The 23,236-nt window shown below is 60.4% G+C and carries 27 protein-coding genes; 11 read left to right on the top strand and 16 right to left on the bottom strand.

From position 1 onward, the window contains the following. Positions 1-108: 108 nt before the first annotated feature. Both AC1RQB_RS17690 and AC1RQB_RS17685 read left to right on the top strand, forming a co-directional pair. A complete protein-coding gene (locus tag AC1RQB_RS17690) occupies positions 109-780 on the top strand; it encodes a TetR/AcrR family transcriptional regulator (protein ID WP_008068078.1) in 672 nt (223 codons plus the stop codon). Between the two features lie 44 nt (positions 781-824). After that, entirely contained in the window at positions 825-1,679 is an 855-nt protein-coding gene (locus AC1RQB_RS17685) for a sulfurtransferase (protein WP_063342246.1), read from the top strand. A gap of 114 nt (positions 1,680-1,793) precedes the next feature. Here the strand turns inward: AC1RQB_RS17685 and AC1RQB_RS17680 are convergent, their stop codons facing one another. The 5 genes from AC1RQB_RS17680 to AC1RQB_RS17660 all read right to left on the bottom strand — a co-directional run bounded on the left by AC1RQB_RS17680 (position 1,794) and on the right by AC1RQB_RS17660 (position 7,170). After that, positions 1,794-2,639 (bottom strand): AraC family transcriptional regulator, encoded by an 846-nt coding sequence (locus AC1RQB_RS17680; RefSeq protein ID WP_063342247.1) that lies wholly within the window; start codon positions 2,637-2,639, stop codon positions 1,794-1,796. Between the two features lie 3 nt (positions 2,640-2,642). Further along, on the bottom strand, positions 2,643-3,641 hold the full coding sequence (locus AC1RQB_RS17675; protein WP_008068083.1) for a hydrolase: 999 nt from the start codon (positions 3,639-3,641) through the stop codon (positions 2,643-2,645). Positions 3,642-3,714: 73 nt separating this feature from the next. Further along, positions 3,715-4,332 (bottom strand): 16S rRNA (guanine(966)-N(2))-methyltransferase RsmD, encoded by a 618-nt coding sequence (gene rsmD / locus AC1RQB_RS17670; protein WP_063342248.1) that lies wholly within the window; start codon positions 4,330-4,332, stop codon positions 3,715-3,717. Then, entirely contained in the window at positions 4,332-5,822 is a 1,491-nt protein-coding gene (locus AC1RQB_RS17665; RefSeq protein ID WP_063342249.1) for a M16 family metallopeptidase, read from the bottom strand. Before AC1RQB_RS17665 ends, rsmD begins: the two co-directional genes overlap by 1 nt. Continuing rightward, positions 5,815-7,170, bottom strand: a complete 1,356-nt coding sequence (locus tag AC1RQB_RS17660; RefSeq protein WP_008068089.1) for a M16 family metallopeptidase — start codon at positions 7,168-7,170, stop codon at positions 5,815-5,817. Before AC1RQB_RS17660 ends, AC1RQB_RS17665 begins: the two co-directional genes overlap by 8 nt. Positions 7,171-7,514: 344 nt before the next feature. Here AC1RQB_RS17660 and ftsY point away from each other — a divergent pair, with 344 nt between their 5' ends. The 4 genes from ftsY to rpoH all read left to right on the top strand — a co-directional run bounded on the left by ftsY (position 7,515) and on the right by rpoH (position 11,672). Next, positions 7,515-9,011 carry a signal recognition particle-docking protein FtsY gene (gene ftsY / locus AC1RQB_RS17655; protein ID WP_063342250.1) on the top strand — a complete coding sequence of 499 codons (1,497 nt, stop codon included), beginning with the start codon at positions 7,515-7,517 and terminating at the stop codon, positions 9,009-9,011. Then, positions 9,008-9,679, top strand: a complete 672-nt coding sequence (gene ftsE / locus AC1RQB_RS17650) for a cell division ATP-binding protein FtsE (protein WP_007897888.1) — start codon at positions 9,008-9,010, stop codon at positions 9,677-9,679. The genes ftsY and ftsE overlap by 4 nt, the downstream gene beginning before the upstream one ends. After that, positions 9,676-10,704: a permease-like cell division protein FtsX gene (gene ftsX, locus AC1RQB_RS17645; RefSeq protein WP_008068094.1), complete on the top strand. Its 1,029-nt coding sequence runs from the start codon at positions 9,676-9,678 to the stop codon at positions 10,702-10,704. Before ftsE ends, ftsX begins: the two co-directional genes overlap by 4 nt. A 113-nt stretch (positions 10,705-10,817) precedes the next feature. After that, entirely contained in the window at positions 10,818-11,672 is an 855-nt protein-coding gene (rpoH, locus tag AC1RQB_RS17640) for an RNA polymerase sigma factor RpoH (RefSeq protein WP_007897890.1), read from the top strand. Between the two features lie 206 nt (positions 11,673-11,878). On the opposite strand, the gene mtgA is transcribed toward rpoH, so the two are convergent. Next, a complete protein-coding gene (mtgA, locus tag AC1RQB_RS17635; RefSeq protein ID WP_063342251.1) occupies positions 11,879-12,601 on the bottom strand; it encodes a monofunctional biosynthetic peptidoglycan transglycosylase in 723 nt (240 codons plus the stop codon). Between the two features lie 74 nt (positions 12,602-12,675). On the opposite strand from mtgA, the gene AC1RQB_RS17630 reads away from it, so the two are divergent. The 4 genes from AC1RQB_RS17630 (at position 12,676) to trmB (ending at position 14,928) form a co-directional block, all read left to right on the top strand. Beyond that, positions 12,676-13,047: a DUF423 domain-containing protein gene (locus AC1RQB_RS17630; protein WP_007897895.1), complete on the top strand. Its 372-nt coding sequence runs from the start codon at positions 12,676-12,678 to the stop codon at positions 13,045-13,047. A 90-nt stretch (positions 13,048-13,137) separates the two neighbouring features. Next, complete coding sequence (thiS, locus tag AC1RQB_RS17625; RefSeq protein WP_007897898.1) at positions 13,138-13,338, top strand: sulfur carrier protein ThiS; 201 nt, start codon at positions 13,138-13,140, stop codon at positions 13,336-13,338. A 60-nt stretch (positions 13,339-13,398) separates the two neighbouring features. Then, positions 13,399-14,193 (top strand): thiazole synthase, encoded by a 795-nt coding sequence (locus AC1RQB_RS17620; RefSeq protein ID WP_008068101.1) that lies wholly within the window; start codon positions 13,399-13,401, stop codon positions 14,191-14,193. A 9-nt stretch (positions 14,194-14,202) separates the two neighbouring features. Continuing rightward, a complete protein-coding gene (gene trmB / locus AC1RQB_RS17615; protein ID WP_052964985.1) occupies positions 14,203-14,928 on the top strand; it encodes a tRNA (guanosine(46)-N7)-methyltransferase TrmB in 726 nt (241 codons plus the stop codon). 116 nt (positions 14,929-15,044) lie between these two features. Here the strand turns inward: trmB and AC1RQB_RS17610 are convergent, their stop codons facing one another. The 10 genes from AC1RQB_RS17610 to AC1RQB_RS17565 all read right to left on the bottom strand — a co-directional run bounded on the left by AC1RQB_RS17610 (position 15,045) and on the right by AC1RQB_RS17565 (position 22,034). Then, positions 15,045-15,368 carry a DUF3392 domain-containing protein gene (locus tag AC1RQB_RS17610; protein ID WP_007897907.1) on the bottom strand — a complete coding sequence of 108 codons (324 nt, stop codon included), beginning with the start codon at positions 15,366-15,368 and terminating at the stop codon, positions 15,045-15,047. A 9-nt stretch (positions 15,369-15,377) separates the two neighbouring features. Beyond that, complete coding sequence (hemW, locus tag AC1RQB_RS17605) at positions 15,378-16,583, bottom strand: radical SAM family heme chaperone HemW (protein ID WP_063342252.1); 1,206 nt, start codon at positions 16,581-16,583, stop codon at positions 15,378-15,380. Next, entirely contained in the window at positions 16,580-17,176 is a 597-nt protein-coding gene (gene rdgB, locus AC1RQB_RS17600; protein ID WP_063342253.1) for an RdgB/HAM1 family non-canonical purine NTP pyrophosphatase, read from the bottom strand. The genes hemW and rdgB overlap by 4 nt, the downstream gene beginning before the upstream one ends. Then, positions 17,173-17,607 carry a DUF4426 domain-containing protein gene (locus tag AC1RQB_RS17595; protein WP_063342254.1) on the bottom strand — a complete coding sequence of 145 codons (435 nt, stop codon included), beginning with the start codon at positions 17,605-17,607 and terminating at the stop codon, positions 17,173-17,175. Before AC1RQB_RS17595 ends, rdgB begins: the two co-directional genes overlap by 4 nt. A 26-nt stretch (positions 17,608-17,633) precedes the next feature. Beyond that, complete coding sequence (metW, locus tag AC1RQB_RS17590; RefSeq protein ID WP_008068110.1) at positions 17,634-18,254, bottom strand: methionine biosynthesis protein MetW; 621 nt, start codon at positions 18,252-18,254, stop codon at positions 17,634-17,636. Positions 18,255-18,261: 7 nt separating this feature from the next. Next, positions 18,262-19,401 carry a homoserine O-succinyltransferase MetX gene (gene metX / locus AC1RQB_RS17585; protein WP_063342255.1) on the bottom strand — a complete coding sequence of 380 codons (1,140 nt, stop codon included), beginning with the start codon at positions 19,399-19,401 and terminating at the stop codon, positions 18,262-18,264. Positions 19,402-19,584: 183 nt separating this feature from the next. Then, the gene (locus tag AC1RQB_RS17580; RefSeq protein WP_063342256.1) at positions 19,585-19,881 is read right to left on the bottom strand and encodes a DUF167 domain-containing protein; all 297 of its coding nucleotides are present in this window, start codon (positions 19,879-19,881) and stop codon (positions 19,585-19,587) included. Beyond that, positions 19,881-20,468, bottom strand: a complete 588-nt coding sequence (locus AC1RQB_RS17575; protein ID WP_008068116.1) for a YggT family protein — start codon at positions 20,466-20,468, stop codon at positions 19,881-19,883. The genes AC1RQB_RS17580 and AC1RQB_RS17575 overlap by 1 nt, the downstream gene beginning before the upstream one ends. A 24-nt stretch (positions 20,469-20,492) precedes the next feature. Then, positions 20,493-21,311 (bottom strand): pyrroline-5-carboxylate reductase, encoded by an 819-nt coding sequence (proC, locus tag AC1RQB_RS17570; RefSeq protein WP_063342257.1) that lies wholly within the window; start codon positions 21,309-21,311, stop codon positions 20,493-20,495. Between the two features lie 36 nt (positions 21,312-21,347). Continuing rightward, complete coding sequence (locus AC1RQB_RS17565; RefSeq protein ID WP_063342258.1) at positions 21,348-22,034, bottom strand: YggS family pyridoxal phosphate-dependent enzyme; 687 nt, start codon at positions 22,032-22,034, stop codon at positions 21,348-21,350. A gap of 56 nt (positions 22,035-22,090) precedes the next feature. Between AC1RQB_RS17565 and AC1RQB_RS17560 the strand changes: the two genes are divergently transcribed. Then, complete coding sequence (locus tag AC1RQB_RS17560) at positions 22,091-23,125, top strand: type IV pilus twitching motility protein PilT (protein WP_007897938.1); 1,035 nt, start codon at positions 22,091-22,093, stop codon at positions 23,123-23,125. Positions 23,126-23,236: the final 111 nt, after the last annotated feature.

Genomic DNA, 23,236 nt, shown 5'->3' with positions numbered 1-23,236 from the left:
AGTCTATGCTCTAGAAAGTCAAATGGCACTCTGGCACAGCTTTGTTTTATCCATGCGCGGATAGGTCGTAAGATGCCCCTCATCGCACTCTGAATTAAAGCTCAAGCCATGGCCCCTCGGATCAAAACCAGCGAGCGCATCGTGCAGAACAGCCTGGAGCTGTTCAATCAACAGGGCGAGCGCAGTATCAGCACCAACCACATTGCTGCCCACATGGAAATTTCCCCGGGCAACCTGTACTACCACTTCCCCAACAAGCAGGCGATCATCGCCGTGTTGTTCAGTGAGTACGAAAACCTGGTGGACAGCTTCCTGCGCCCGCCCCAGGGCCGCGCAGCGACAGTCGAAGACAAGCGCTTCTACCTCAAGGAACTGCTCGCCGCCATGTGGCAATACCGCTTCCTGCATCGCGACCTCGAGCATTTGCTCGACAGCGATCCTGAACTGGCTGCCCGTTACCGGCGTTTTTCCCAGCGCTGCCTGATCCAGGGCACACACATCTACGCGGGTTTCGTCGAGGCTGGCATTCTGTGCATGGACAAGGTTCAGATCGAATCCCTGACCCTCAATGCCTGGATCATTCTCACCTCGTGGGTGCGTTTTCTGTGCACTACGCGGGAAAATTCCAACCATCTGAGCGAACAGGCCATCAAACGAGGCGTGTATCAGGTGCTGGTGCTGGAGGCCGGTTTTGTCACGGATCAATCTCGCGATGCGGTGAATGCACTGTTCGAAGAGTTTTATGTGCCGCTGGCCCAGGCGCTGGAAGAAGTGGGATAAAGAGTGCAGTAGGATTCGAGACAGAAAAATCACAGGAGCCCGTTATGCCCATTGCGCAACTGATCAGCCCGCAAGCGTTGGACCTGAAAAAGGAGACGCCGGGGCTGGTGATTCTGGATTGTCGTTTTGCCCTCGAAGACCCTGATTACGGGCAGCGCAGTTACGCCGAAGGGCATATTGCCGGATCGAGCTTTGCCGATCTTGAGCGTGATTTGAGCGGGGCAGTGGTCAAGGGGGTTACCGGGCGTCATCCATTGCCTGAACCCGCCGACTTGATCGAACGTTTTCAAGCCTGGGGCATCAACGCCGACAGCGAAGTGGTTTTGTACGATGACGGTCCCGGCGCCTACGCGGCGCGGGCGTGGTGGTTGCTGGCGTGGCTGGGTAAACGCGACGGTGTGTTCATTCTCGATGGCGGGCTGAAAGCCTGGCACGCCGCCGGATTGCCCCTGAGTCTTGATCCGCCATCGATCACCCGCGGGACCTTCACCGGGGAGCCGGATGCTTCGTTGGTGCTCAGCGCCCAACAGCTCCAGCAACGTCTCGGCCAGCCCGCGTTGACCTTGCTCGACGCCCGCGGCTTGCCGCGCTTCAAGGGCGAAGTAGAGCCGATCGATCCGATTGCCGGGCACATCCCCGGCGCACAATGTGCCGCGTTCACCGATAACCTGGGCAGCGACGGGCGGTTCCTGCCGGCCGAACAGCTCAAGCAGCGGTTTGCCGCGAAGCTCGGTGATCGTTCACCGACAGAGCTGGTCGCGTATTGCGGTTCCGGCGTGACCGCCTGCCACAACCTGTTCGCCCTGTGCCTGGCGGGTTATCCGTTGGGAGCGTTGTATGCCGGGTCGTGGAGCGAGTGGATCAACGATCCTGCGCGAGGTGTCGCCAAGGGCGAATAATCCCCAATCCATTGTGGGAGCGGGCTTGCTCGCGAAGGCGGTGTAACAGACGACATTAATGTTGACTGACCCACTGCCTTCGCGAGCAAGCCCGCTCCCACATTTGGATTTTCGTCATCCATCATAACCAGGCAGCTGCCGCGCGCTGCGATACGCCCCCGGTCCCACGCCGTAAACCTGTTTGAATTGCCGACTCAGATGGCTCTGGTCGGCAAAACCCAGTTGCGTCGCGACTTCCAGCGGCAGGCAGCCGCGTTGTAACAACGCCCGTGCCCGAGCGATGCGCTGCTGCATCAACCAGGTGTGTGGCGGCATGCCGGTGGCTCTGCGAAACACTCGGGCGAAGTGGAAGGGCGACAGGTTCACCGCCGCCGCCAGTTCTTCCAGCGAGGGCGGCGCCGCCAAGCGTGATTGCAGCAGTTCCTTGGCCAGGGTCACCGCCCGGTGTTCCTTGCCAGGTTTGCTGGCGGTCGGGACGGCTGCGTGACGTTGCAACAGCGACAGCATCATTTCCCGCCAGGCCGTTTGCTGCTGCAGCGCCGTGGACGGACTCTCCAGCAAACAATGCAGTTGGCAGAATCCCTTCACCAGATCCGGATCGCGATACAACGTGGCGCCAAACGCCGGCAAGGTATCGGTCGGCAGTTCGAGCTCGTCCAGCAGTGAAAGAATCTGCCCGCTGTCGGGATAAAACGCCCGGTACAACCAACCGTCTTCCGTACCTTTGTGGCCGGTGTGCAGCTCATCCGGATTGATCAGCACCAGCGTGCCGCTACCCGCCAGATGCTCGGCACCTCGATAGCGATAACGCTGGGCGCCGGCCATGATCATGCCGATCACATAGCCATCATGCACATGGGGAGCGAAGCGGTGTTCGATGTAGCGTGCGGATAACAGCTCGACTCCGGCCAACGGCGCCGTTTGCCAGAAGTGAATCGACTCGCCCTGATCCGAACCCATGCTCTACTTGCGCCCTGTGGTGGCGAGCCATTGGGGAATGCGCCTTTCCAGGTAGTAACCCGGTTGCCGGAACGAGCCCTCGACGAAGCCGACATGCCCACCCTTGGCCTGCAATTCGAATTGAGTGCTGGCGGACAATTCGTCGGCATGCGGCAGGCTATGAGGAAAGACAAACGGGTCATCGGCCGCCTGGATAATCAGGGTCGGTGTGCGAATCTCCCCAAGGAAATAACGACTCGAAGCGCGGCGATAATAATCCGCGGCATCGGCGAAACCATTCAGCGGCGCGGTGACCCGGCCATCGAAATCCCAGAAGGTGCGCATGTTCTCCAGCGAGCCCAGCGCCGCCAATGCCGCCAAGCCATCCTGATGCCCTTCATGCTGGAACCTGCGCTGCTTGTTCTTGATGTAGGCGACCATCTCCCGCATGAAATGCGCTTGATAGAACTTGGAAAAACCCTGGCTGATACGATCGGCGCACTGATCGAGCCGAAACGGCACCGACACCGCCACCGCGCCAAGTACGCCGCTGTTGCTGCCGGTTTCGCCCAGGTGCTTGAGCAACACATTGCCGCCCATGGAATAACCGACCGCATACAGCGGTGCGAGAGGGCGCTGGGTTCGCAGGTGCTTGATGGTTTCGGCCAGGTCTTCACTGGCCCCGGAATGGTAACTGCGCGGCAACAGATTGGGTTCGCCGGAACAGCCTCGCCAGTTCAGCGCGACGCTGGCCCAACCCTGGGCGCCCAGCGCCTTCTGCACACCGGCCACGTAAGGTGAATTCGATGAGCCGGTCAGGCCGTGCAGCACCAGCACCAGTGGCACATTCGCGCTGTGGGGGCCATGCCAGTCCAGGTCAAGGAAGTCGCCGTCTTCGAGCCATAAACGTTCGCGCTCGCGGTCCAGGTGTGTGGTTTTGCGCCATAGCGGTCCCCACAAGGTTTGTAAGTGCGGATTGCCCAGGCCGTAGGCGGGGGTGAAACGTTCTGGCAGATGGGACACGATTGCTCTCGATGCAGCGGTGCTTACCCGCAGCGTTAACTGACTGAGCTTCGCACCGTTTTTACAGGCCGGACTAACCGGCGATCCCTGCCATACGTTGCCACAACGCGTAATACACTCGTCCGGATTTTTGCTCCCGATGCAGGCGCCAATTTTCTGGCAAACCCAATATCGACGGTGCCGTTTCGCTTTCAGTGTAGACCCACGCATCGTCACTCAGCCAATGACGCTCTTCGAGCAAAGTGCAAACGGCCGGCAATAGATTCTGATTGAACGGCGGGTCGAGAAACACCAGATCGAATGCCGTGGCCGGTTGGGTTTCCAGATAGCGCAAGGCGTCGGCAGTCTGTACCTGACCGGTCGTGCAGCGCAGGGTGCCCAGATGTTCCTTGATGCTCGCCACGGCAATGTTGCTGGCATCCAGTGCCTGGCCCATTGCTGCGCCACGGGACAAAGCCTCGAGAAACAATGCGCCACTACCGGCAAAGGGGTCGAGTACCTTGGCCCCGGCGACATAGGGCGCGAGCCAGTTGAACAGGGTTTCACGGACTCGGTCCGGCGTTGGACGCAAGCCTGGCGCATCGGGGAAGCTCAGCTTTCGGCTGCCCCATTCACCGCCGATGATGCGCAGTTGATTCACACCGTTATGCACGTTGTGAACAGGTTTCTTTGGACGCGATGGACGGGCCATTAATGCTCCGGAACCCCGAGCGGTTGCTCGGCAGGTTTGTCAGTAGGGGCCGGTAACGGCTTTTGCGGCACGGTCGGGCCAGCGCTGACGATGACCAGTTTGTCCGTGCTCAGGTGTTTGTTCAATGCGGTTTTGACTTGCTCGACGGTCAGGCTCTGGGACTGCTGCATGAAGTCTTCCAGGTAGCTCAGCGGCAAGTTGTAAAAACCCATGGCGCCGAGCTGCCCGACGATATCGGCGTTGCTGGCGGTGGACAGCGGGAAGCTGCCGGCCAGTTCTCGCTTGGCGTCGTCGAGTTCTTTCTCGGTGGGGCCGGTTTTAAGGTAGTCGGCGAGCACGTCCTGCACCAGTTTCAGCGTGCCTTCGCTCATCTCGGCGCGGGTTTGCAGGTTGATCATGAACGGCCCGCGAGCCTGCATCGGACTGAAACCCGAATACACGCCATAGGCCAGGCCGCGCTTCTCGCGCACTTCGCTCATCAACCGGGTGCCGAAGCCACCGCCGCCAAGGATCTGATTGCCCAGCGACAGCGCTGCGTAATCCGGATCGTCACGATCGATGCCCAGTTGCGCGATCATCAGGTTGGTTTGCTTGGACGGAAACTCGATGTGGCCGATGCTGGACTTGGGGTCGGTCGGTTGTTCGATTTTCGCCAGGGCCGGCCCTTTGGGCAGATCGGCGGACACTTGTGCGGCAACCGCCTCGGCCTCGGCGCGCGACAAGTCGCCCACCAGTGCAATCACCACGTTGCCAGCAGCGTAGGCTTTCTGATGGAAGGCCCGCAACTGCGCCAGGGTAATCGGTGGAATGCTTTTCACCGTGCCATCGCTGGAGTGCGCGTACGGGTGATCGCCATACAAGCGGTTCATCAGCTCCAGGCTGGCGAGTTTTCCGGGGTTCTGTTTCTGGTATTCGAACCCGGCCAGCATCTGGTTCTTGATGCGTGTAAAGGAATCGGCGGGGAGGGTCGGTTTGCCGACCACTTCAGCAAACAGCTTCAAGGCAGGCTCGCGTTTATCCGCGGCACTGAGGCTGCGCAGCGAGGCAATCGCCATGTCTTTATAGGCGCCGTTACCGAAATCGGCCCCCAGGCCTTCGAAGCCCTGGGCGATAGCGCTGACATCCTTGCCGGCCACACCTTCATTGAGCATGGCATTGGTCAGCAGCGCCAGGCCGGGAGCATCGCCGTCCTGGCTGCTACCGGCAGCGAAGATCAGGCGCATGTCGAACATCGGCAGCTCACGGGCTTCGACGAACATTACCTTGGCACCTTCGGCGGTGTTCCAGGTTTGCACGTTCAGCGAGCGATGGCTTGGGGCCTTGCCGTCGAGTTCTGCCAACGATTGCAGTTTCTGGCTGGCCTTGGCTTTGTCGAGGACTTCGCTGGCGCTGGTTTTGTCAGACTTGGAGAAATAGAAGACGCCAGACCCGAGCAATGCAATGACGATCAGGCCGATCAGGGCCAGGCGCGGTTTTTTACGCTCACTCATGAGTCGTCTCCTGTGGCAGTACATGGGCGACGCTGAGACGTGCGCGAGTGAAATACAGCTTGGCGGCCTTCTGGATGTCTTGCGGGGTCACGCTTTCCAGTTCGGCGAGTTCGGTGTCCATCAGTTTCCAGGACAGCCCTACAGTTTCCAGTTGGCCAATGGCGGTGGCCTGGCTGGTAATCGAGTCACGCTCGTAGACCAGGCCGGCAATGACCTGCGCTCGTACGCGCTCCAGCTCTTCAGTGGAGGGCGCGGTGGTTTTCAGCTGTTCAAGCAGTTTCCACAGGCCGGCTTCCGCCTGGGCCATGGTTTTCTTCTTCTGGGTGTTCGGCGTGGCCGACAAAGTGAACAGACTGTCGCCACGGGTGTAGGCGTCGTAGCTCGACGAACCGCCGGACACCAGCTCTTCGCCGCGTTCCAGTTGCGTCGGGATCCGGCCGCTGTAGCCGCCATCGAGCAGTGCGGAAATCAGGCGCAGAGCGTTCACCGAGCGCTTGTCTTCGGCGGTAGCGATGCTCGGCACGTTGAAGGCCAGCATCAGGCTCGGCAATTGGGTCTGCACATGCAGGGTGATCTTCCGTTCGCCGGGCTCGGCCAGTTCCAGCGGGATTTTCGCGGGTGGCACATCACGCTTGGCGATCGGGCCGAAGTAACGCTGGGCCAGGGTTTTGACTTCGTCCGGGGTCACGTCACCGACGACCACCAGGGTGGCGTTGTTCGGCACATACCAGGATTGATACCAGTGGCGCAGTTCTTCGACCTTCATGCGGTCGAGGTCCGCCATCCAGCCGATGGTCGGCGTGTGATAGCCGCTGGCGGGGTAGGCGATGGCCATGAAGCGTTCGTAGGCCTTGGACATCGGCTTGTCGTCGGTGCGCAGGCGACGTTCTTCCTTGATCACCTCGATCTCGCGGGTGAATTCGTCGGCTGGCAGGCGCAGATTGGCCATGCGGTCCGCTTCCAGCTCGAAGGCCACGCCCAGACGATCACGGGCCAGCACTTGGTAATACGCGGTGAAGTCGTCGCTGGTGAAGGCGTTCTCTTCGGCACCGAGGTCGCGCAGGATCAGCGACGCTTCGCCGGGGCCGACTTTCTCGCTGCCCTTGAACATCATGTGTTCCAGCGCATGGGACAGCCCGGTCTGGCCCGGGGTCTCATAGCTTGAGCCGACCTTGTACCAGACCTGGGAAACGACGACTGGCGCACGATGGTCTTCGCGCACGACAACCTTCAGGCCGTTGTCGAGGGTGAATTCGTGGGTGGGTTGTGGATCGGCAGCCAGGGCCGAGAGGGGCAGACAAACTGTGCTGAACAGCAGGCCTGCAGCGCGGCGGGCTAGAGCATTCATTCGTTTTTAAACCTGTTGGGCTGCCCGCTTGGTCTTAGCGTCGGCGGGCGAGAGGGTGCTAGGATACTGATCCGTTTTACTGGCGGCCACGCCTATCAGGCCTTTACGTTTGATCAGGTTGTATGGGTTTACGGCAGAAGGCTGGGTTTTATCGACTAAACTCTGCTTTTTCGCCGATTTTGCCGCTTCAGTCCTTCGTGAAATCGTTTTTTGCAAGGTGCCGTTTGCACCTCGACAAAATGTTGCGCGTGAACAAGCTGGATGAATCGCAGTCTGTTCTGCATCGAATTATTTATTGCCGAGGCGCCCTTTGGCGCGTCGCTACCGTGAGATAGCCGTCCTCCATGTTTGGTTCCAACGACGACAAGAAGACCCCAGCTGCGGCTGGCGAGAAGAAAAGCCTGTTCGGATGGCTGCGCAAAAAGCCGCAGGAACCCGTTGTCGAACAGCCACAACCACTTCCTGAGCCAACACCTGCGCCGGTTGCCCTGCCAATCGCCGAGCCGGTGCTGCAATCCGCGGCCGAGCCTGCGCCTGAAACCGTAGTCGTGGCCCCGTTGCCGCTGACGCCAGCCGCCGAGCCGTGGCTGACGTTGCCGGTGGCGGAAGAGCCGGTGGCGTTGGTCGAAGATGAACAAGCAGCTCACATCACTCCGCCGATTCCGGCCCCGACTGCGTTTGCTCCTGAACCAGTTCGCGCGCCGGTGGTTGAGCCGATCGTTGAACCTGTGTTCGTGGCCGAGCCTGCGCTGGTTGCTCCAGAACCTGTAGCGCCTGCATTTGTTGCTCCCGCTCCGGTTGCTCCGATTGTTCAAGCGCCTGCACCTGCACCGGTTATCGCTCCTGTCGCCACCACGCCCATCGCTCCCGTCGAAACACCGGTCGAGCCTGTGCGTACCGAGGAGACCAAAGCCGGTTTCTTCGCCCGTCTCAAACAAGGCTTGTCCAAGACCAGCGCCAGCATTGGCGAGGGCATGGCCAGCCTGTTCCTCGGCAAGAAAATCATCGATGACGAGTTGCTCGAAGACATCGAGACTCGTCTGCTGACCGCCGATGTCGGCGTCGAAGCGACGTCGGTGATCATTCAGCGCCTGACCCAGAAAGTCGCCCGCAAAGAGCTGGCCGATGCCGACGCGTTGTACAAATCCCTGCAAGCCGAGCTGGCAGCGATGCTCAAGCCCGTCGAACAGCCGCTGAAAATCACCTCACAGAACAAGCCATTCGTGATTCTGGTGGTGGGCGTCAACGGCGCCGGCAAGACCACCACCATCGGCAAACTGGCGAAGAAGCTGCAGCTGGAAGGCAAGAAAGTGATGCTCGCCGCCGGTGATACTTTCCGTGCCGCCGCAGTGGAGCAATTGCAGGTCTGGGGTGAGCGCAACAAGATCCCGGTAATCGCCCAGCACACCGGCGCCGACTCGGCTTCGGTCATCTTCGATGCCGTGCAGGCCGCCAAGGCCCGTGGTATTGACGTGCTGATCGCCGACACCGCCGGTCGTTTGCACACCAAAGACAACCTGATGGAAGAACTGAAAAAAGTTCGCCGGGTGATCGGCAAGCTTGATGCCGACGCGCCCCATGAGGTGCTGCTGGTGCTTGACGCCGGTACCGGCCAGAACGCCATCAACCAGGCCAAGCAATTCAACCAGACCGTCGAATTGACCGGTCTGGCGCTGACCAAACTCGATGGCACCGCCAAGGGCGGGGTGATTTTCGCCCTGGCCAAGCAGTTTGGCTTGCCGATTCGCTATATCGGTGTCGGCGAAGGCATCGACGATTTGCGTACTTTTGAAGCAGAACCCTTTGTCCAGGCATTGTTTGCCGAGCGGGAGCGTTCATGATTCGTTTCGAACAGGTCGGTAAACGCTACCCGAATGGTCACGTCGGCTTGCATGAGCTGAGCTTTCGAGTCCGTCGGGGCGAATTCTTGTTTGTTACCGGCCATTCTGGCGCCGGTAAAAGCACCTTGTTGCGCCTGCTGCTGGCGATGGAACGTCCGACCACCGGCAAATTGCTGCTGGCAGGGCAAGACCTGAGCACCATCAGCAATGCGCAGATTCCATTCCTGCGCCGGCAAATCGGCGTGGTGTTTCAGAATCACCAGCTGCTGTTCGATCGCACGGTGTTCAACAACGTCGCGTTGCCGCTGCAGATCCTTGGTCTGTCGAAGGCCGAAGTCGCCAAGCGCGTGGACTCGGCCCTGGAGCGGGTGGCGCTCTCGGACAAAACCGATCTCTACCCCGGCGACCTGTCCACCGGCCAGCAACAGCGGGTCGGCATCGCTCGCGCCATCGTTCACCGTCCGGCCTTGCTGCTGGCGGATGAACCGACCGGTAACCTCGACCCGCGTCTGGCGGCAGAAATCATGGGTGTGTTCGAAGACATCAACCGTCTGGGCACCAGCGTGCTGATCGCCAGTCACGACCTGGCACTGATTGCCCGCATGCGTCACCGCATGCTCACCCTGCAGCGTGGCCGATTGATCGGCGACGGGGAGGCTGGCGTATGAGTGCAACACGTAGCCCCAAGGTTTCCGAGCGCGTGGCCCCGAAGGCTGCCGATCCGCAACCGCAGTCGCAGAAGAAAAAGCGCGACGATGACGATGGCCCGGACTTCCCTACGCTGTTCCGCGCCTGGATCGAAAGCCATCGCGCCAGTCTGCTGGACAGCTTGCGCCGCTTGGGCAAACACCCGATCGGCAGCTTTTTCACCTGCATGGTGATGGCAGTTGCCCTGAGTTTGCCGATGGGCCTGTCACTTTTGCTAAGTAACGTCGAGCGTCTCGGCGGTTCCTGGCAGCGTGCGGCGCAGATTTCCCTGTACCTGCAACTCGATGCCAGCCCTGAACAGGGCGAGTCGTTGCGTGAGCAGATCAAGGGCATGCCGGGCGTGGCCGAAGCCGAATACGTGGGGCGCGATCAGGCGCTGGAAGAGTTCCAGCAGCAGTCCGGGCTAGGCGAAGCGCTCAAGGAGCTCCCGGAAAACCCGCTGCCGGGCGTGGTCCTGGTGACCCCGAACGAGGTCGACAAGCCCGCGCTTGAAGCATTGAGACAAAAACTTTCCGAATTGCCGAAGGTACAACAGGCGCAACTTGATCTAGTCTGGGTCGAGCGTCTGGCAGCCATCCTCAAGCTGGGCGACCGATTTGTCTTCGGTCTGACCGTGCTTCTGGTTTCTGCATTACTTTTGGTGATAGGCAATACCATTCGTCTTCATATTGAAAACCGCCGCACAGAGATAGAAGTGATTAAACTCGTCGGCGGCACTGACAGCTATGTGCGCAGGCCCTTTCTGTATATGGGTGCGCTTTATGGCTTTGGTGCGGGGATTCTTTCCTGGGGTGTATTGGCGTTCGGCCTGAACTGGCTGAACGACGCGGTGGTTGGACTGGCCGGTTTGTACGGCAGTGATTTTGCGCTGGCCGGAGTGCCAGTTGCCGACGGTCTATCGCTCTTGCTTGGCGCGGTGCTGTTGGGGTATATCGGTGCATGGATTGCAGTCGCACGCCACCTGCGGGAGCTTGCGCCAAAGTAATATCATTTTGCTCGTATTGACCTTTCAGCGTTTATGGGAACTTGTCTTTTGGTTTCCGGTCAATTTTCGCAGTGCTGAACTGCACGAGTTATGTAAGTCGGAGGTTTTTTCGTATGACCAATTCTTTGCAGCCTGCATATGCTCTGGTCCCGGGTGCGAACCTGGAGGCCTATGTGCACACGGTGAACAGCATTCCATTGCTGACACCGGAGCAGGAGCGTGAACTGGCCGAGAGTCTCTATTATGAGCAGGATTTGGGGGCGGCTCGGCAGATGGTGCTCGCCCACCTGCGTTTTGTCGTACACATTGCCCGTAGCTATTCCGGCTACGGCCTGGCCCAGGCTGACCTGATCCAGGAAGGCAACGTCGGCCTGATGAAAGCGGTCAAGCGTTTCAACCCGGAAATGGGTGTACGCCTGGTGTCTTTTGCGGTGCACTGGATCAAGGCGGAAATCCACGAGTTCATCCTGCGCAACTGGCGGATCGTGAAAGTCGCGACCACCAAGGCCCAGCGCAAGCTGTTCTTCAACCTGCGCAGCCAGAAGAAACGTCTGGCCTGGCTGAACAACGAGGAAGTCCATCGTGTGGCGGAAAGCCTCGGCGTAGAGCCGCGGGAAGTGCGCGAGATGGAAAGTCGCCTGACCGGCCATGACATGGCTTTCGACCCTGCCGCGGAAGCGGACGACGACAGTGCATTCCAGTCGCCGGCCAACTACCTGGAAGACCACCGGTACGATCCGGCCCGTCAACTGGAAGACGCTGACTGGAGCGACAACTCCAACCACAACCTGCACGAAGCGCTTGAAGTGCTGGACGACCGCAGCCGCGACATCCTCTACCAGCGCTGGCTGGCAGAAGAAAAAGCCACGCTGCACGACCTGGCGCAGAAGTACAACGTGTCGGCCGAGCGTATTCGTCAGCTCGAGAAGAGCGCGATGAACAAGCTCAAGTTGTCGATCGCCGCCTAACCGCAGCGCCGGCAATAAAAAACGCCCCGATCATTGATCGGGGCGTTTTTGTTTGTGCCCATTTTTCAGGCTCGCCTTGATCCCTGTGGGAGCGGGCTTGCCCGCGATGACGGCTGATCATTCAACATTGATGTCGACTGGCACTACGCCTTCGCGGGCAAGCCCGCTCCCACAGGGTTCTGTAGTGCCCGAAAAATCGTGAGTGGTTACTGAGCCCAAGGTGCCCGGCGCGAATCGTTGAGCCCGAGCAGATAGCTATCCCCACCTAACTGACTCATCTGCTGGCGAATCCACCCGGCCCGTCGTGCAACGTAGTTGGTTGGATGACTGGCGCTCCACACCCGCGGGTTTGGCAGTACCGCAGCCAGTAAACTTGCCTGCTGTCGGGATATCGAGCGAGCGCCTACACCAAAGTGATGCCGAGCCGCCGCTTCGGCGCCAAACACGCCTTCATCCCACTCGACGCTGTTGAGGTACACCTCAAGAATCCGCTGTTTGGGCCAGAGCACCTCGATCAGCCCGGTAAACCAGGCCTCCAGGCCTTTGCGCAGCCAGCTGCGGCCAGACCACAGAAACAGGTTCTTCGACACTTGCTGGCTCAGAGTGCTGGCGCCACGAAGCGAGCCGCCGCGCTCGTTATGCGCAAATGCTGCCTGAATCGCGCCGATATCGAAGCCCCAATGTTCGGGAAACTTCTGGTCTTCACCGGCAATCACCGCGACTTTCAGGTCGTCGGAGATTTCATCCCAGGGTTTCCAGGTGCGTTGCAGGTCGATGGGTTCGCCGTCGAACCAGGATTCGATCTTGCGCTCGACCATCAACGCCGTTCCCGGTGGCGGCACCACCCGAAACAGCAACACCAGCAATACGCTGCCGCCCGCGAACCAGAGCAGGGCCTTTGTGAAACGACGGAAAATTAACTGCAGCATAGAGATGGCTTGGCCGAACCCGTTGAGCCGGCCATTATACAGACCCTGTTGATCGAGTCTGACCGGAGTTCTTCATGTTGCGTGGCTTCCTGATGCTGGCTGCTTTTTTCGGCTTCACCGGTGTTGCCTTGGGCGCATTCGCCGCCCATGGCCTGAAAAGCCGCCTGAGCGCCGAGTACCTGGCGATTTTCCATACGGGCGTCACCTATCAACTGGTGCATACCCTGGCGTTGCTGGGTGTAGCGCTGCTCGCCACGCAGATTCCCGGTCGACTGATCACCTGGGCCGGCGCATCATTTGCCATCGGCATTCTGTTGTTTTCCGGCAGCCTGTACCTGCTGACGATGACGGGCATCAGCAAGCTCGGGATCGTGACGCCCTTCGGTGGCCTGGCGTTCCTGGTTGGCTGGGTTTGCCTGGGGCTTGCCGCCTGGCGGTTGAGCTGACCACGCGGTCCATTTCGTGACGAATGGCTTGGGTCGGCCTGACTGATCGGGCTAGAATGCCAGCCCCTAAAAATGATGGCGGCATTCGGTATGCGCATTCAATTGAACGGCGAATCCCTTGAACTGCCCGACGGTGAAACCGTTGCGGCCCTGCTGACCCGTCTGGAACTGACCGGACGCCGGGTGGCGGTCGAGCTCAATCTGGATATCGTCCCGCGCAGCCAGCACGCAGAAACCACCCTAAACGACGGCGATTCCGTCGAGGTGGTACACGCCATCGGCGGCGGCTAGTCGCCCGGCCCTGATGGGCACAGAATTCTGCAAGAACCTCACCCCTACAGAGGATTTCCCATGAGCATCGTTCGTAGCGACAAGCCTTTCGTCCTGGCCGGTCGTACTTACCAGTCGCGTTTGCTGGTAGGTACTGGCAAGTACCGCGACATGGAAGAAACCCGCCTGGCCATCGAAGCCTCGGGTGCCGAGATCGTCACCTTCGCCGTGCGCCGCACCAACCTCGGCCAGAACCCGGGCGAACCGAACCTGCTCGAAGTCCTGTCGCCGGATCGCTACACCTTCCTGCCTAACACCGCCGGCTGCTTCGATGCTACCGAGGCTGTGCGCACCTGCCGTCTGGCCCGTGAACTGCTCGGCGGCCACAACCTGGTGAAGCTGGAAGTGCTGGCGGACCAGAAAACCCTGTTCCCCAACGTGATCGAAACCCTCAAGGCCGCCGAAGTGCTGGTCAAGGAAGGTTTCGACGTGATGGTGTACACCAGTGATGACCCGATCATTGCCCGTCAACTGGCGGAAATCGGCGTTATCGCGGTGATGCCGCTGGCCGGTCTGATCGGTACAGGCCTGGGGATCTGCAACCCGTACAACCTGCAGATCATCCTCGAAGAAGCCAAGATCCCGGTGCTGGTGGATGCCGGTGTCGGTACCGCCTCCGACGCCACCATCGCCATGGAACTGGGTTGCGAGGCGGTGCTGATGAACTCGGCCATCGCCCATGCCCAGCAGCCGATCATGATGGCTGAAGCCATGAAACACGCCATCGTTGCAGGTCGCTTGGCCTACCTCGCCGGCCGCATGCCGAAAAAACTCTATGCCAGCGCCTCCTCGCCGCTGGATGGTCTGATCAAGTAAGAGCCATTGATGACTGAATCAAACGACACGCCAATCCAGACGGAAGAAGGCGAAGAGCGCCAACACCGCCGCATCAAGAGTTTCGTGATGCGCGCCGGGCGCATGACCGAAGGCCAGCAACGTGGTCTGGACCAAGGTACGCCGCTGTTCGTACTGCCTTTGGCCGATGCGCCGGTGGATTTCGATCAGGTGTTTGGTCGCTCAGCGCCGCGCTCGCTGGAAATCGGCTTTGGCATGGGCCATTCGCTGCTGGAAATGGCCGCGGCCTCGCCGGAGCAGGATTTCATTGGCGTTGAGGTTCACCGTCCAGGTGTCGGCGCGCTGCTCAATGGCGTGCTGACCCAGGGCCTGACCAACCTGCGCGTCTACGATTGCGATGCGATCGAAGTGCTCAACCGTTGCATCGCCGACAACAGCCTCGATCGCCTGATGCTGTTTTTCCCGGACCCGTGGCACAAGAGCCGTCACCACAAGCGTCGTATCGTTCAGGCGTCGTTCGCCGAGCTGGTGCGCAGCAAGTTGAAGGTCGGCGGTGTGTTGCACATGGCCACCGACTGGGAACCGTACGCCGAGTACATGCTGGAAGTGATGAACGTCGCGCCGGGCTATCGCAACCTCGCCGAAGACGGCAAATGCGTCCCGCGCCCGACCGAACGCCCGATCACCAAGTTCGAACGCCGCGGCGAACGCCTTGGGCATGGCGTGTGGGATCTGAAGTTCGAAAAACAGTCCTAAAACCTGTGGGAGCGGGCTTGCCCGCGATGGCGGTTTGACAGTCAACAAGGATGTTGAATGTTATGGCCTCATCGCGGGCAAGCCCGCTCCCACATTGTTTTGTGTGCTATTCGAATTTAGCGGCGATCAGCGACCACGCCGATCAACACCAGCACCACCAACAGCACCGGTGCCAGGCTGTAGTTGTTGAACTGGCTCAGGCCTTTGATGATCCATGGCGTGGCATAGATCAGCGCCACGCCGCTGCCGACCATGCACAGCAGGGCCATCAGCGGGACGCGCAAAGCGCCGGCGATGCTGCCCAGGCGTTGGTCGACCCAACCTTTGATGTCAGCGCCAAACAGCACCAGCAAACAGCCCACCAGCGCCAGAGAGATTTCCGACAGGTTGCTACGGCTCCAGCGGGACACGGTGGCGAGCAGGTCGAGTACCAGATCCATTCGATTTCCTTATGTCAGAAATTTTTGCAGCAAGTCATTGAGAAAGAGTTGTCCGCGCAGCGTGGCCGCCAGACGTGACGGTTCGACCTGCAACAAGCCACTTTGTTCGGCCTCGCGGCGCCCTTCGGCGAGGCTTTCCAGGGGCAGCCCGGTGCGCTCTGGGTACAACCGCGCTTCGACGCCCTCGGTCAGGCGCAAGGCGTTCATCAGGAACTCGAACGGCAGCTCTTCGTTGGTCAGAGCTTTCTCGCCGGCCTGGAAGCTTTTGGCCGGGTTGAGATAGTCCTTCGGCAAGCGGGTCTTCCAGGTTCGGACGATGCGCCCGTCCGGATGGCTGAGCTTGCCGTGAGCCCCGGCACCGATGCCGATGAAGTCGCCGAAACTCCAGTAATTGAGGTTATGCCGCGCCGGACGACCGGGCAGGGCGTAGGCCGAGACTTCGTATTGCGCGTAACCGTGTTCGGCCAGCAGCGCCTGACCGGCCTCTTGAATGTCCCACAGGGTGTCGTCTTCCGGCAGCGTCGGCGGCTGGTTCCAGAACACCGTGTTCGGTTCCAGCGTCAGCTGATACCAGGACAGGTGCGTCGGCTTCAGGGCAATGGCCTGGCGCAGGTCGTTCAGGGCATCGTCCAGGGACTGATCGGGCAAACCATGCATCAGGTCCATATTGAAGTTGTCGAAACCGGCCTGACGCGCCATGCCGGCGGCACGCACGGCTTCATCACCGTTGTGAATCCGCCCCAGGGCCTTGAGTTTCTCTTCCTGAAAGCTCTGGATGCCGATCGACAGGCGATTGATACCCAGCGCCCGGTAAGCGACGAACTTTTCCTGCTCGAAGGTTCCGGGGTTGGCTTCCAGGGTGATTTCGATGTCGCTGGCAAACGGAATTCGTTGCTCGACGCCCTTGAGCAGGCGACCCAGAGCCGCGGCACTGAACAGACTCGGCGTACCGCCACCGAAGAAGATCGAGCTCAGCTCGCGGCCATAGACCGCATGCAGGTCTTGATCGAGGTCGGCCAGCAAGGCATCCACATACTCTTCTTCCGGCAGCACGGGGCTGGCGGTGTGGGAGTTGAAGTCGCAATAAGGGCATTTGCGTACACACCACGGGATGTGGATGTACAGCGCCAGGGGCGGCAGCACAGGCAGGGCCGCTCGAGGCGATTGGGCGGCGCCGCCGAAGATCAGCGGCGACGCGGACGAGTCATGGGTCATTTCAGGCCCAGACGCTGGCGCAGCAGATCCATTGCACGGGCGCGGTGACTGATCTGGTTCTTGTCGCTGGGCTTAAGCTCGGCGCTGGAGCACTCGCGCTCCGGCACCCAGAACAGCGGGTCGTAGCCAAAACCGTGTTTGCCGCTGGCCTGGGTCAGGATGCGCCCATGCCACAGGCCTTCGCAGAGGATCGGCAACGGATCGTCGGCATGACGCACCAATGCCAGCACGCAGACGAATTGCGCGCCGCGCTCGGCTTCGGGCACGTCTTTCAAGACGTCGAGCAGTTTGGCGTTGTTCGCCGCATCGCCTTTACCGTCGGCGTAACGGGCCGAATAAATGCCCGGCGCACCGCCGAGGAAATCCACCGCCAGCCCCGAATCGTCGGCCAAGGCTGGCAGCCCGGAAATGCGCGAGGCATTACGGGCCTTGAGAATGGCGTTCTCGACGAACGACAGGCCGGTTTCTTCAGGCTCGACACTGCTGAACTCGCCGATCGAGCGCAAGTGCACCGATTCGCCGAGCATGGCCTGGAGTTCCTTGAGTTTGCCGGCGTTGTGGCTGGCCAGTACGAGTTGGGTGAAATTCATCATTGGCCAGGGAAAAGCTCTTGTTGGAAACTGATGGTGTTGGTTTTGTCGCCGGTCTGCACTTTGATGTCAAAGGTGCGGATTTCCTGCTGATCCACCGGGAATTGGGCGATGTAGTACACCGCGCCTGTTTCGGTGATCTGTTTGAACTTCAACGGGATGCTTTGGCTGGTCAGGTCTTTGACCGTACCGCTGACCTGAGCCGTCTGTGGTTTACCTTCCTTGAGTACCGAGACGTTGATCACGCCCTGATTCTTGCTGCGAGTCAGCTCCGCCGCTTTGGCGATCTCCGGCGTCAGGAAGGTGGAATTGAAGGTGTTGTAATGCACCGTCACGTCGCCAAAGGTTTCCTTGCGCTCGCCCTTGATGACGTCGGCGGCCATGGCGGTGACGCTCAGGCAGGCAGTAAGTAAAAACAGTGCTAGACGACCCATGATCGTTCTCCTCGAAGTGTCGTGATTCAGACCGCGACCTTGTGGTCCGGCAGACCGGGGCTGCTGACGCGGTAGATGCCGATCTCACCTAACAGATTAGGCCATAGCTTACTGGCCCACCCATGCCGATGCTGTTGATCCACGGCAAGCCGATCAATGACCTTGGCTTCACGTTCGCGACACAGTGCTTCAAAGTCTTCGAAAGTGCAGAAGTGGATGTTCGGCGTGTTGTACCAGGTGTATGGCAGAAACTCCGAAACCGGCATCCGGCCCTTGCTCGCCAGGTACCAGCGGCAGCGCCAGTGACCGAAGTTGGGGAAGGTGATAATGCACTGGCGACCGACGCGCAGCATTTCGTCGAGGATCCTGTCCGGGTAGTGCACAGCTTGCAGGGCCTGAGTCATGACCACGATGTCGAAGCTGTTGCTGGCGAAGTTGCCCAGCCCCTTGTCCAGGTCCTGCTCGATGACGTTGATGCCCTTGGCCACGCACTCGGCAATGTTGTCCGGGTCGTTTTCCAGGCCGTAGCCGGTGACCTGCTTGTTATCGCGCAGCCAGGTCAGCAACTCGCCGTCACCGCAACCGAGGTCGAGCACGCGGCTGCCGGCGGGGATCCATTCCTGGATGATTTCCAGATCGGCTCTCATGTCTTCCTCAAAGCGCTATACGGTTCATGTAATTGCTGAAGGCCTGCAAGTAACGCGGGATCGGAATCAGGAAGGCGTCGTGGCCTTGCGGAGCGTCGATCTCCAGGTAGCAGACGTCTTTCCTGGCCGCCATCAGCGCGTCCACCAGTTCCCGCGAGCGGGCAGGGGAGAAGCGCCAGTCGGTGGTGAAGGACATCACGCAGAACCTGGCCTGGGCATTGGCGAAGGTTTTCGCCAGGTCATTGTCGAAGTTCGCCGCCGGGTCGAAGTAGTCCAGTGCCTTGGTCATCAGCAGGTAGGTGTTGGCGTCGAAACGTCCGGAAAACTCCTCACCCTGATAGCGCAGGTAGCTTTCGACCTGGAACTCGACGCTGTGGAAGTCGTAGTTGAGCTTTTCGCTCTTCAGGCCGCGACCGAATTTCTCGCCCATGGAGTCGTCGGACAGGTACGTGATGTGCCCGACCATCCGCGCCAGCATCAAGCCGCGCTTGGGGATCACACCCGCTTCCTGGAACGAGCCGCCGTGGAACTCCGGGTCGGTGAGGATCGCCTGGCGTGCGACTTCGTTGAACGCAATGTTCTGCGCCGACAGCTTCGGTGCCGAGGCGATGGCCAGGCAGTGCCGCACGCGGTCCGGGTAGGTGATGGTCCACTGCAAGGCCTGCATGCCGCCGAGGCTGCCGCCGATTACCGCCGCCCATTGGCGGATGCCGAGCAGGTCGGCGAGACGCGCCTGGCTGTGGACCCAGTCTTCCACGGTCAGTACCGGGAAATCGGCGCCGAATGGCTTGCCGGTTTCCGGATTGACACTGCTGGGGCCGGTGGAGCCATTGCACCCGCCGAGATTATTCAGGCTGACCACGAAGAACTTGTTGGTGTCGATCGGCTTGCCGGGGCCGATGCAGCTGTCCCACCAACCGGGTTTGCGGTCGTCGGGGCTGTGGAAGCCGGCGGCGTGATGGTGACCGGACAAGGCGTGGCAGATCAGCACGGCGTTGCTCGCCGTAGCGTTCAGCGTGCCGTAGGTTTCGTAGATCAGGTCATATGCGGGCAGCGAACGTCCGCAGGCCAAGGCCAGGGGTTCACTGAAGTGCGCCACTTGCGGCGTCACCAGACCAACAGAATCGGGGGGGAAGGCAGCTGGCATCGACCCTGCTCTCATTGAAATGAGGCGTAAGTCTAAAGACCGCTGTGGCTAGCGGCAAGCAAAGGCCGGGCCTGATTTTTTCCTGTGAGACCGAGGCGTGACCATCGCGGGCAAGCCACGCTCCCACATTGGAATGCGTACCCCTGTGGGAGCGTGGCTTGCCCGCGATGAACGATGACACGGTTAGCCGGACTGTCGCACCAGATCCGGCAAATCCGGCAGTTTCTTCGGCGAACAAATCCGCACCCGTTTCTGCCGGTTCAGCTCTCCGCTGATCAAACTCACCTGACTCTTGGAAACCCCGAATGCCTTGGCCAGAAACGCCATCAGGTATGCATTGGCCTTGCCCTCGACCGGCGGTGCGGTCAAGCGGATCTTCAGGCGATCACCATGCAGCCCGCAGAAATCATCGCTGCGGGCCGCCGGTTGCAGGTGACATTCCAGAATCAGGTCATCACCGTCCCAGCGAAAGTAGCTCATCAGATCAGGCCGAGCAGCCCCTGCGGCATGAGGGCATAGTACGCAAGTCGCGGGATCAGCCAGCTTTGCAGCAACTGGATCGCGATAAACGCGAAGATCGGCGAGATGTCGAGGCCGCCCAGGTTCGGAATGATACGGCGGAACGGCGCGAGTACCGGTTCAGTAATCTGCGCGACCAGCTCTGCGCCCGGGTTGTGGCTGCCGGGAGCGACCCAGGACAGGATCACACTGATGATCATCGCGTAGAACAGAACACTCAGGAACAGCGAGAAGATTGCGATCAGTGCCCAAGGCACCAAAAGCAGCAAATCGACCTCGAAGCCCTTGAGCAGCAGGATGACTGCTATCAGCACCATCTGCACGATCAGCGCCAGTACCAGTGACGACATGTCCAGCCCGAACATGCTCGGGATGACCCGGCGCAAGGGCTTGAGCAGCGGTTGAGTGGCTTTCACGATGAACTGGCAGAGCGGATTGTAAAAATTCGCCCGAACCAATTGCAGGATGAAGCGCATCAGCACGATCAGCAGGTACAGGCTGCCCAAGGTTTTGATGATGAAAATGGCAGCGTCATTGAGTCCGAGCATCATTGATTCCTTTGTAAGAGCTGATTAGCGACCCAGTTGTTCGGCCATCTCGGCCGAGCGGTGCGCAGCGGCACCGAGTGCTTTTTCCACCAGGGCTTCGAAACCACCGGCCTGGAACGACTTGATCGCCGCTTCGGTGGTGCCCGCAGGCGACGTCACGCGACGACGCAACTCAGCCGCGTCGACATCGCTTGCGACCGCCATGTGTGCAGCACCCAAAGCGGTTTGCACGGTCAGTTGTGCGGCGATGTCCGCAGGCAGGCCGAGCTTCACGCCCGCGGCGGTCATGGCTTCGATCAGCAGGAAGAAATACGCCGGGCCCGAGCCGGAAACGGCGGTGACCGCGTCCAGTTGCTGTTCTTCGTTCAGCCACAGGGCAATGCCAACCGCCGACAGCAGCTCTTCAGCTTGCTGGCGTTGTTCGGCGCTCACTTCGCTGGTGGCGAACAAACCGCTCACGCCCTGACGCAGCAGCGCCGGGGTGTTAGGCATGCAGCGCACGATAGGCTGGGCGCCAAGCCACTTTTTCATGCTGGCGCAGGTGATGCCGGCCGCAATCGAGACCACCAGTTGATTCGGCGCAAGGCTTGGGCGAATGGCTTCGCACACGGCTTTCATCGCCTGGGGTTTGACCGCCAGCACGATCACGTCCACGCCCTGAATGGCGTCGGCGTTGTCGGCAAACACTTCGATGCCGTGTTCGGCGCTCACGCGGGCACGGGTTTCTTCACCCGGATCGCTGGCGCGGATTTGCGCGGCGTCCAGACCTTTGGCGCGCAGGCCGCCGATCAGGCTGGCGGCCATGTTGCCGGCTCCGATAAAGGCAATACGAGTCTTGCTCATGTCAGGTCCTTATAAAGAGAGGTGTCAGCCATTGTTTCAAGACTGGCCGTAGTCGCGGGCACCAAACAGGGCCGTTCCGATACGGACCCAAGTGGCGCCCATGGCAATGGCCGACTCGAGGTCGTGGCTCATGCCCATGGAAAGTGTGTCGAGTGGCAGGTTCAGGCTGGCTTGCAGGCTCTGCACGGCAGCAAAGGCTGCATCCTGGGCGGCGCGATCTTCAGTCGGCTCGGGAATCGCCATCAGCCCGCGCAATTTCAAGCGCGGCAGCGCGCAGATGGCATTGGCCAGGGCGGGCAGATCCGCCGGGGTGCAGCCGGACTTGCTGGCTTCACCACTGACGTTGACCTGGATGCAGATGTTCAATGGAGGCAAATCGGCGGGACGTTGTTCGGACAGCCGTTGTGCGATTTTCAAGCGATCCACGGAATGCACCCAGTCGAAATGCTCGGCGATAGCGCGAGTCTTGTTCGATTGAATGGGGCCGATGAAGTGCCAGATCAAGGGCAGGTCGGCCAATTCGAGCTGTTTGCCCAAGGCTTCCTGCAGGTAGTTTTCGCCAAAGTCGCGGATCCCGGCGGCGTGGGCTTCACGCAGGGCTTCGGCGGGTTTGGTCTTGCTCACGGCTAGCAGCTGGATGCTGTGCTCGTTGCGCCCGGCGGCGAGGGCGGCAGCACGGATGCGTGAACTAACCTGAGCGATGTTGTCTGCTATCGTGGACATCAAGAGGCGCCAGCGGTCTGAAGGTTCGCGGCATTCTACTGGAATTGAGGAGCGCTATGGATATCACTGAGCTGCTGGCTTTCAGCGCCAAACAAGGCGCGTCTGACCTGCACCTGTCCGCCGGCCTGCCACCGATGATCCGTGTCGACGGCGATGTGCGACGCATCAACCTGCCGGCCCTGGATCACAAGGAAGTGCATGAGCTGATCTACGACATCATGAACGACCTCCAGCGGGTGGACTTCGAGAAGCATCTTGAAACCGACTTTTCCTTCGAAGTGCCCGGCGTGGCGCGTTTTCGGGTCAATGCCTTCAACCAGAATCGGGGGGCGGGCGCGGTATTCCGGACCATTCCGTCCAAGGTGCTGAGCATGGACGATCTGGGGATGGGGGAAGTGTTTCGCAAGATTACCGAAGCGCCCCGGGGCCTGGTGCTGGTGACCGGCCCGACCGGTTCGGGCAAGTCCACCACGTTGGCGGCGATGATCGATTACCTGAACAACCATCGCCATCACCACATTCTCACCATCGAAGACCCGATCGAGTTCGTCCACGAATCGCGCAAATGCCTGATCAATCAGCGCGAAGTCCATCGCGATACCCGCAGCTTCGCCACGGCGCTGCGTTCGGCCCTGCGCGAAGACCCGGACGTGATTCTGGTGGGGGAAATGCGGGATCTGGAGACTATTCGGCTGGCATTGACTGCCGCCGAGACCGGTCACCTGGTATTCGGCACGCTGCACACCACGTCGGCGGCGAAAACCATCGACCGGGTGGTGGACGTGTTTCCGGGCGACGAAAAATCGATGGTGCGCTCGATGCTCTCCGAGTCGTTGCTGGCGGTGGTGTCGCAGACATTGATCAAGAAAATCGGCGGCGGGCGAATTGCCGCCCACGAAATCATGCTTGGCACTTCGGCGATCCGTAACCTGATCCGCGAAGACAAGGTGGCGCAGATGTACTCGTCGATTCAGACCGGAGGGTCGCTGGGGATGCAGACGCTGGATATGTGCCTGAAGGAGTTGGTGACCAAGGGCGTGATCAGCCGCGAGCATGCGCGGGAGAAGGCGCGCTCGCCGGATAACTTCTGACAGGAAGTTGATCGTTCCCACGCTCTGCGTGGGAATGTCTCAATGGACGCTCCGCGTCCGCTTTGGCAGGGGGACGCGGAGCGTCCCGGGCTGCATTCCCACGCAGAGCGT

Source organism: Pseudomonas sp. GW822-FHT02E03, from assembly GCF_058802325.1.
The sequence above is the reverse complement of the archived record's forward strand: the minus strand, read 5'-3'. Positions and strand labels throughout refer to the sequence as shown.

Coding starts and splice junctions, on each gene's coding strand:
- AC1RQB_RS17690 (WP_008068078.1), top strand. CDS start 109: ATGGCCCCTCGGATCAAAACCAGCGAGCGCATCGTGCAGAACAGCCTG.
- AC1RQB_RS17685 (WP_063342246.1), top strand. CDS start 825: ATGCCCATTGCGCAACTGATCAGCCCGCAAGCGTTGGACCTGAAAAAG.
- AC1RQB_RS17680 (WP_063342247.1), bottom strand. CDS start 2,639: ATGGGTTCGGATCAGGGCGAGTCGATTCACTTCTGGCAAACGGCGCCG.
- rsmD (WP_063342248.1), bottom strand. CDS start 4,332: ATGGCCCGTCCATCGCGTCCAAAGAAACCTGTTCACAACGTGCATAAC.
- AC1RQB_RS17665 (WP_063342249.1), bottom strand. CDS start 5,822: ATGAGTGAGCGTAAAAAACCGCGCCTGGCCCTGATCGGCCTGATCGTC.
- AC1RQB_RS17660 (WP_008068089.1), bottom strand. CDS start 7,170: ATGAATGCTCTAGCCCGCCGCGCTGCAGGCCTGCTGTTCAGCACAGTT.
- ftsY (WP_063342250.1), top strand. CDS start 7,515: ATGTTTGGTTCCAACGACGACAAGAAGACCCCAGCTGCGGCTGGCGAG.
- ftsE (WP_007897888.1), top strand. CDS start 9,008: ATGATTCGTTTCGAACAGGTCGGTAAACGCTACCCGAATGGTCACGTC.
- ftsX (WP_008068094.1), top strand. CDS start 9,676: ATGAGTGCAACACGTAGCCCCAAGGTTTCCGAGCGCGTGGCCCCGAAG.
- rpoH (WP_007897890.1), top strand. CDS start 10,818: ATGACCAATTCTTTGCAGCCTGCATATGCTCTGGTCCCGGGTGCGAAC.
- mtgA (WP_063342251.1), bottom strand. CDS start 12,601: ATGCTGCAGTTAATTTTCCGTCGTTTCACAAAGGCCCTGCTCTGGTTC.
- AC1RQB_RS17630 (WP_007897895.1), top strand. CDS start 12,676: ATGTTGCGTGGCTTCCTGATGCTGGCTGCTTTTTTCGGCTTCACCGGT.
- thiS (WP_007897898.1), top strand. CDS start 13,138: ATGCGCATTCAATTGAACGGCGAATCCCTTGAACTGCCCGACGGTGAA.
- AC1RQB_RS17620 (WP_008068101.1), top strand. CDS start 13,399: ATGAGCATCGTTCGTAGCGACAAGCCTTTCGTCCTGGCCGGTCGTACT.
- trmB (WP_052964985.1), top strand. CDS start 14,203: ATGACTGAATCAAACGACACGCCAATCCAGACGGAAGAAGGCGAAGAG.
- AC1RQB_RS17610 (WP_007897907.1), bottom strand. CDS start 15,368: ATGGATCTGGTACTCGACCTGCTCGCCACCGTGTCCCGCTGGAGCCGT.
- hemW (WP_063342252.1), bottom strand. CDS start 16,583: ATGACCCATGACTCGTCCGCGTCGCCGCTGATCTTCGGCGGCGCCGCC.
- rdgB (WP_063342253.1), bottom strand. CDS start 17,176: ATGATGAATTTCACCCAACTCGTACTGGCCAGCCACAACGCCGGCAAA.
- AC1RQB_RS17595 (WP_063342254.1), bottom strand. CDS start 17,607: ATGGGTCGTCTAGCACTGTTTTTACTTACTGCCTGCCTGAGCGTCACC.
- metW (WP_008068110.1), bottom strand. CDS start 18,254: ATGAGAGCCGATCTGGAAATCATCCAGGAATGGATCCCCGCCGGCAGC.
- metX (WP_063342255.1), bottom strand. CDS start 19,401: ATGCCAGCTGCCTTCCCCCCCGATTCTGTTGGTCTGGTGACGCCGCAA.
- AC1RQB_RS17580 (WP_063342256.1), bottom strand. CDS start 19,881: ATGAGCTACTTTCGCTGGGACGGTGATGACCTGATTCTGGAATGTCAC.
- AC1RQB_RS17575 (WP_008068116.1), bottom strand. CDS start 20,468: ATGCTCGGACTCAATGACGCTGCCATTTTCATCATCAAAACCTTGGGC.
- proC (WP_063342257.1), bottom strand. CDS start 21,311: ATGAGCAAGACTCGTATTGCCTTTATCGGAGCCGGCAACATGGCCGCC.
- AC1RQB_RS17565 (WP_063342258.1), bottom strand. CDS start 22,034: ATGTCCACGATAGCAGACAACATCGCTCAGGTTAGTTCACGCATCCGT.
- AC1RQB_RS17560 (WP_007897938.1), top strand. CDS start 22,091: ATGGATATCACTGAGCTGCTGGCTTTCAGCGCCAAACAAGGCGCGTCT.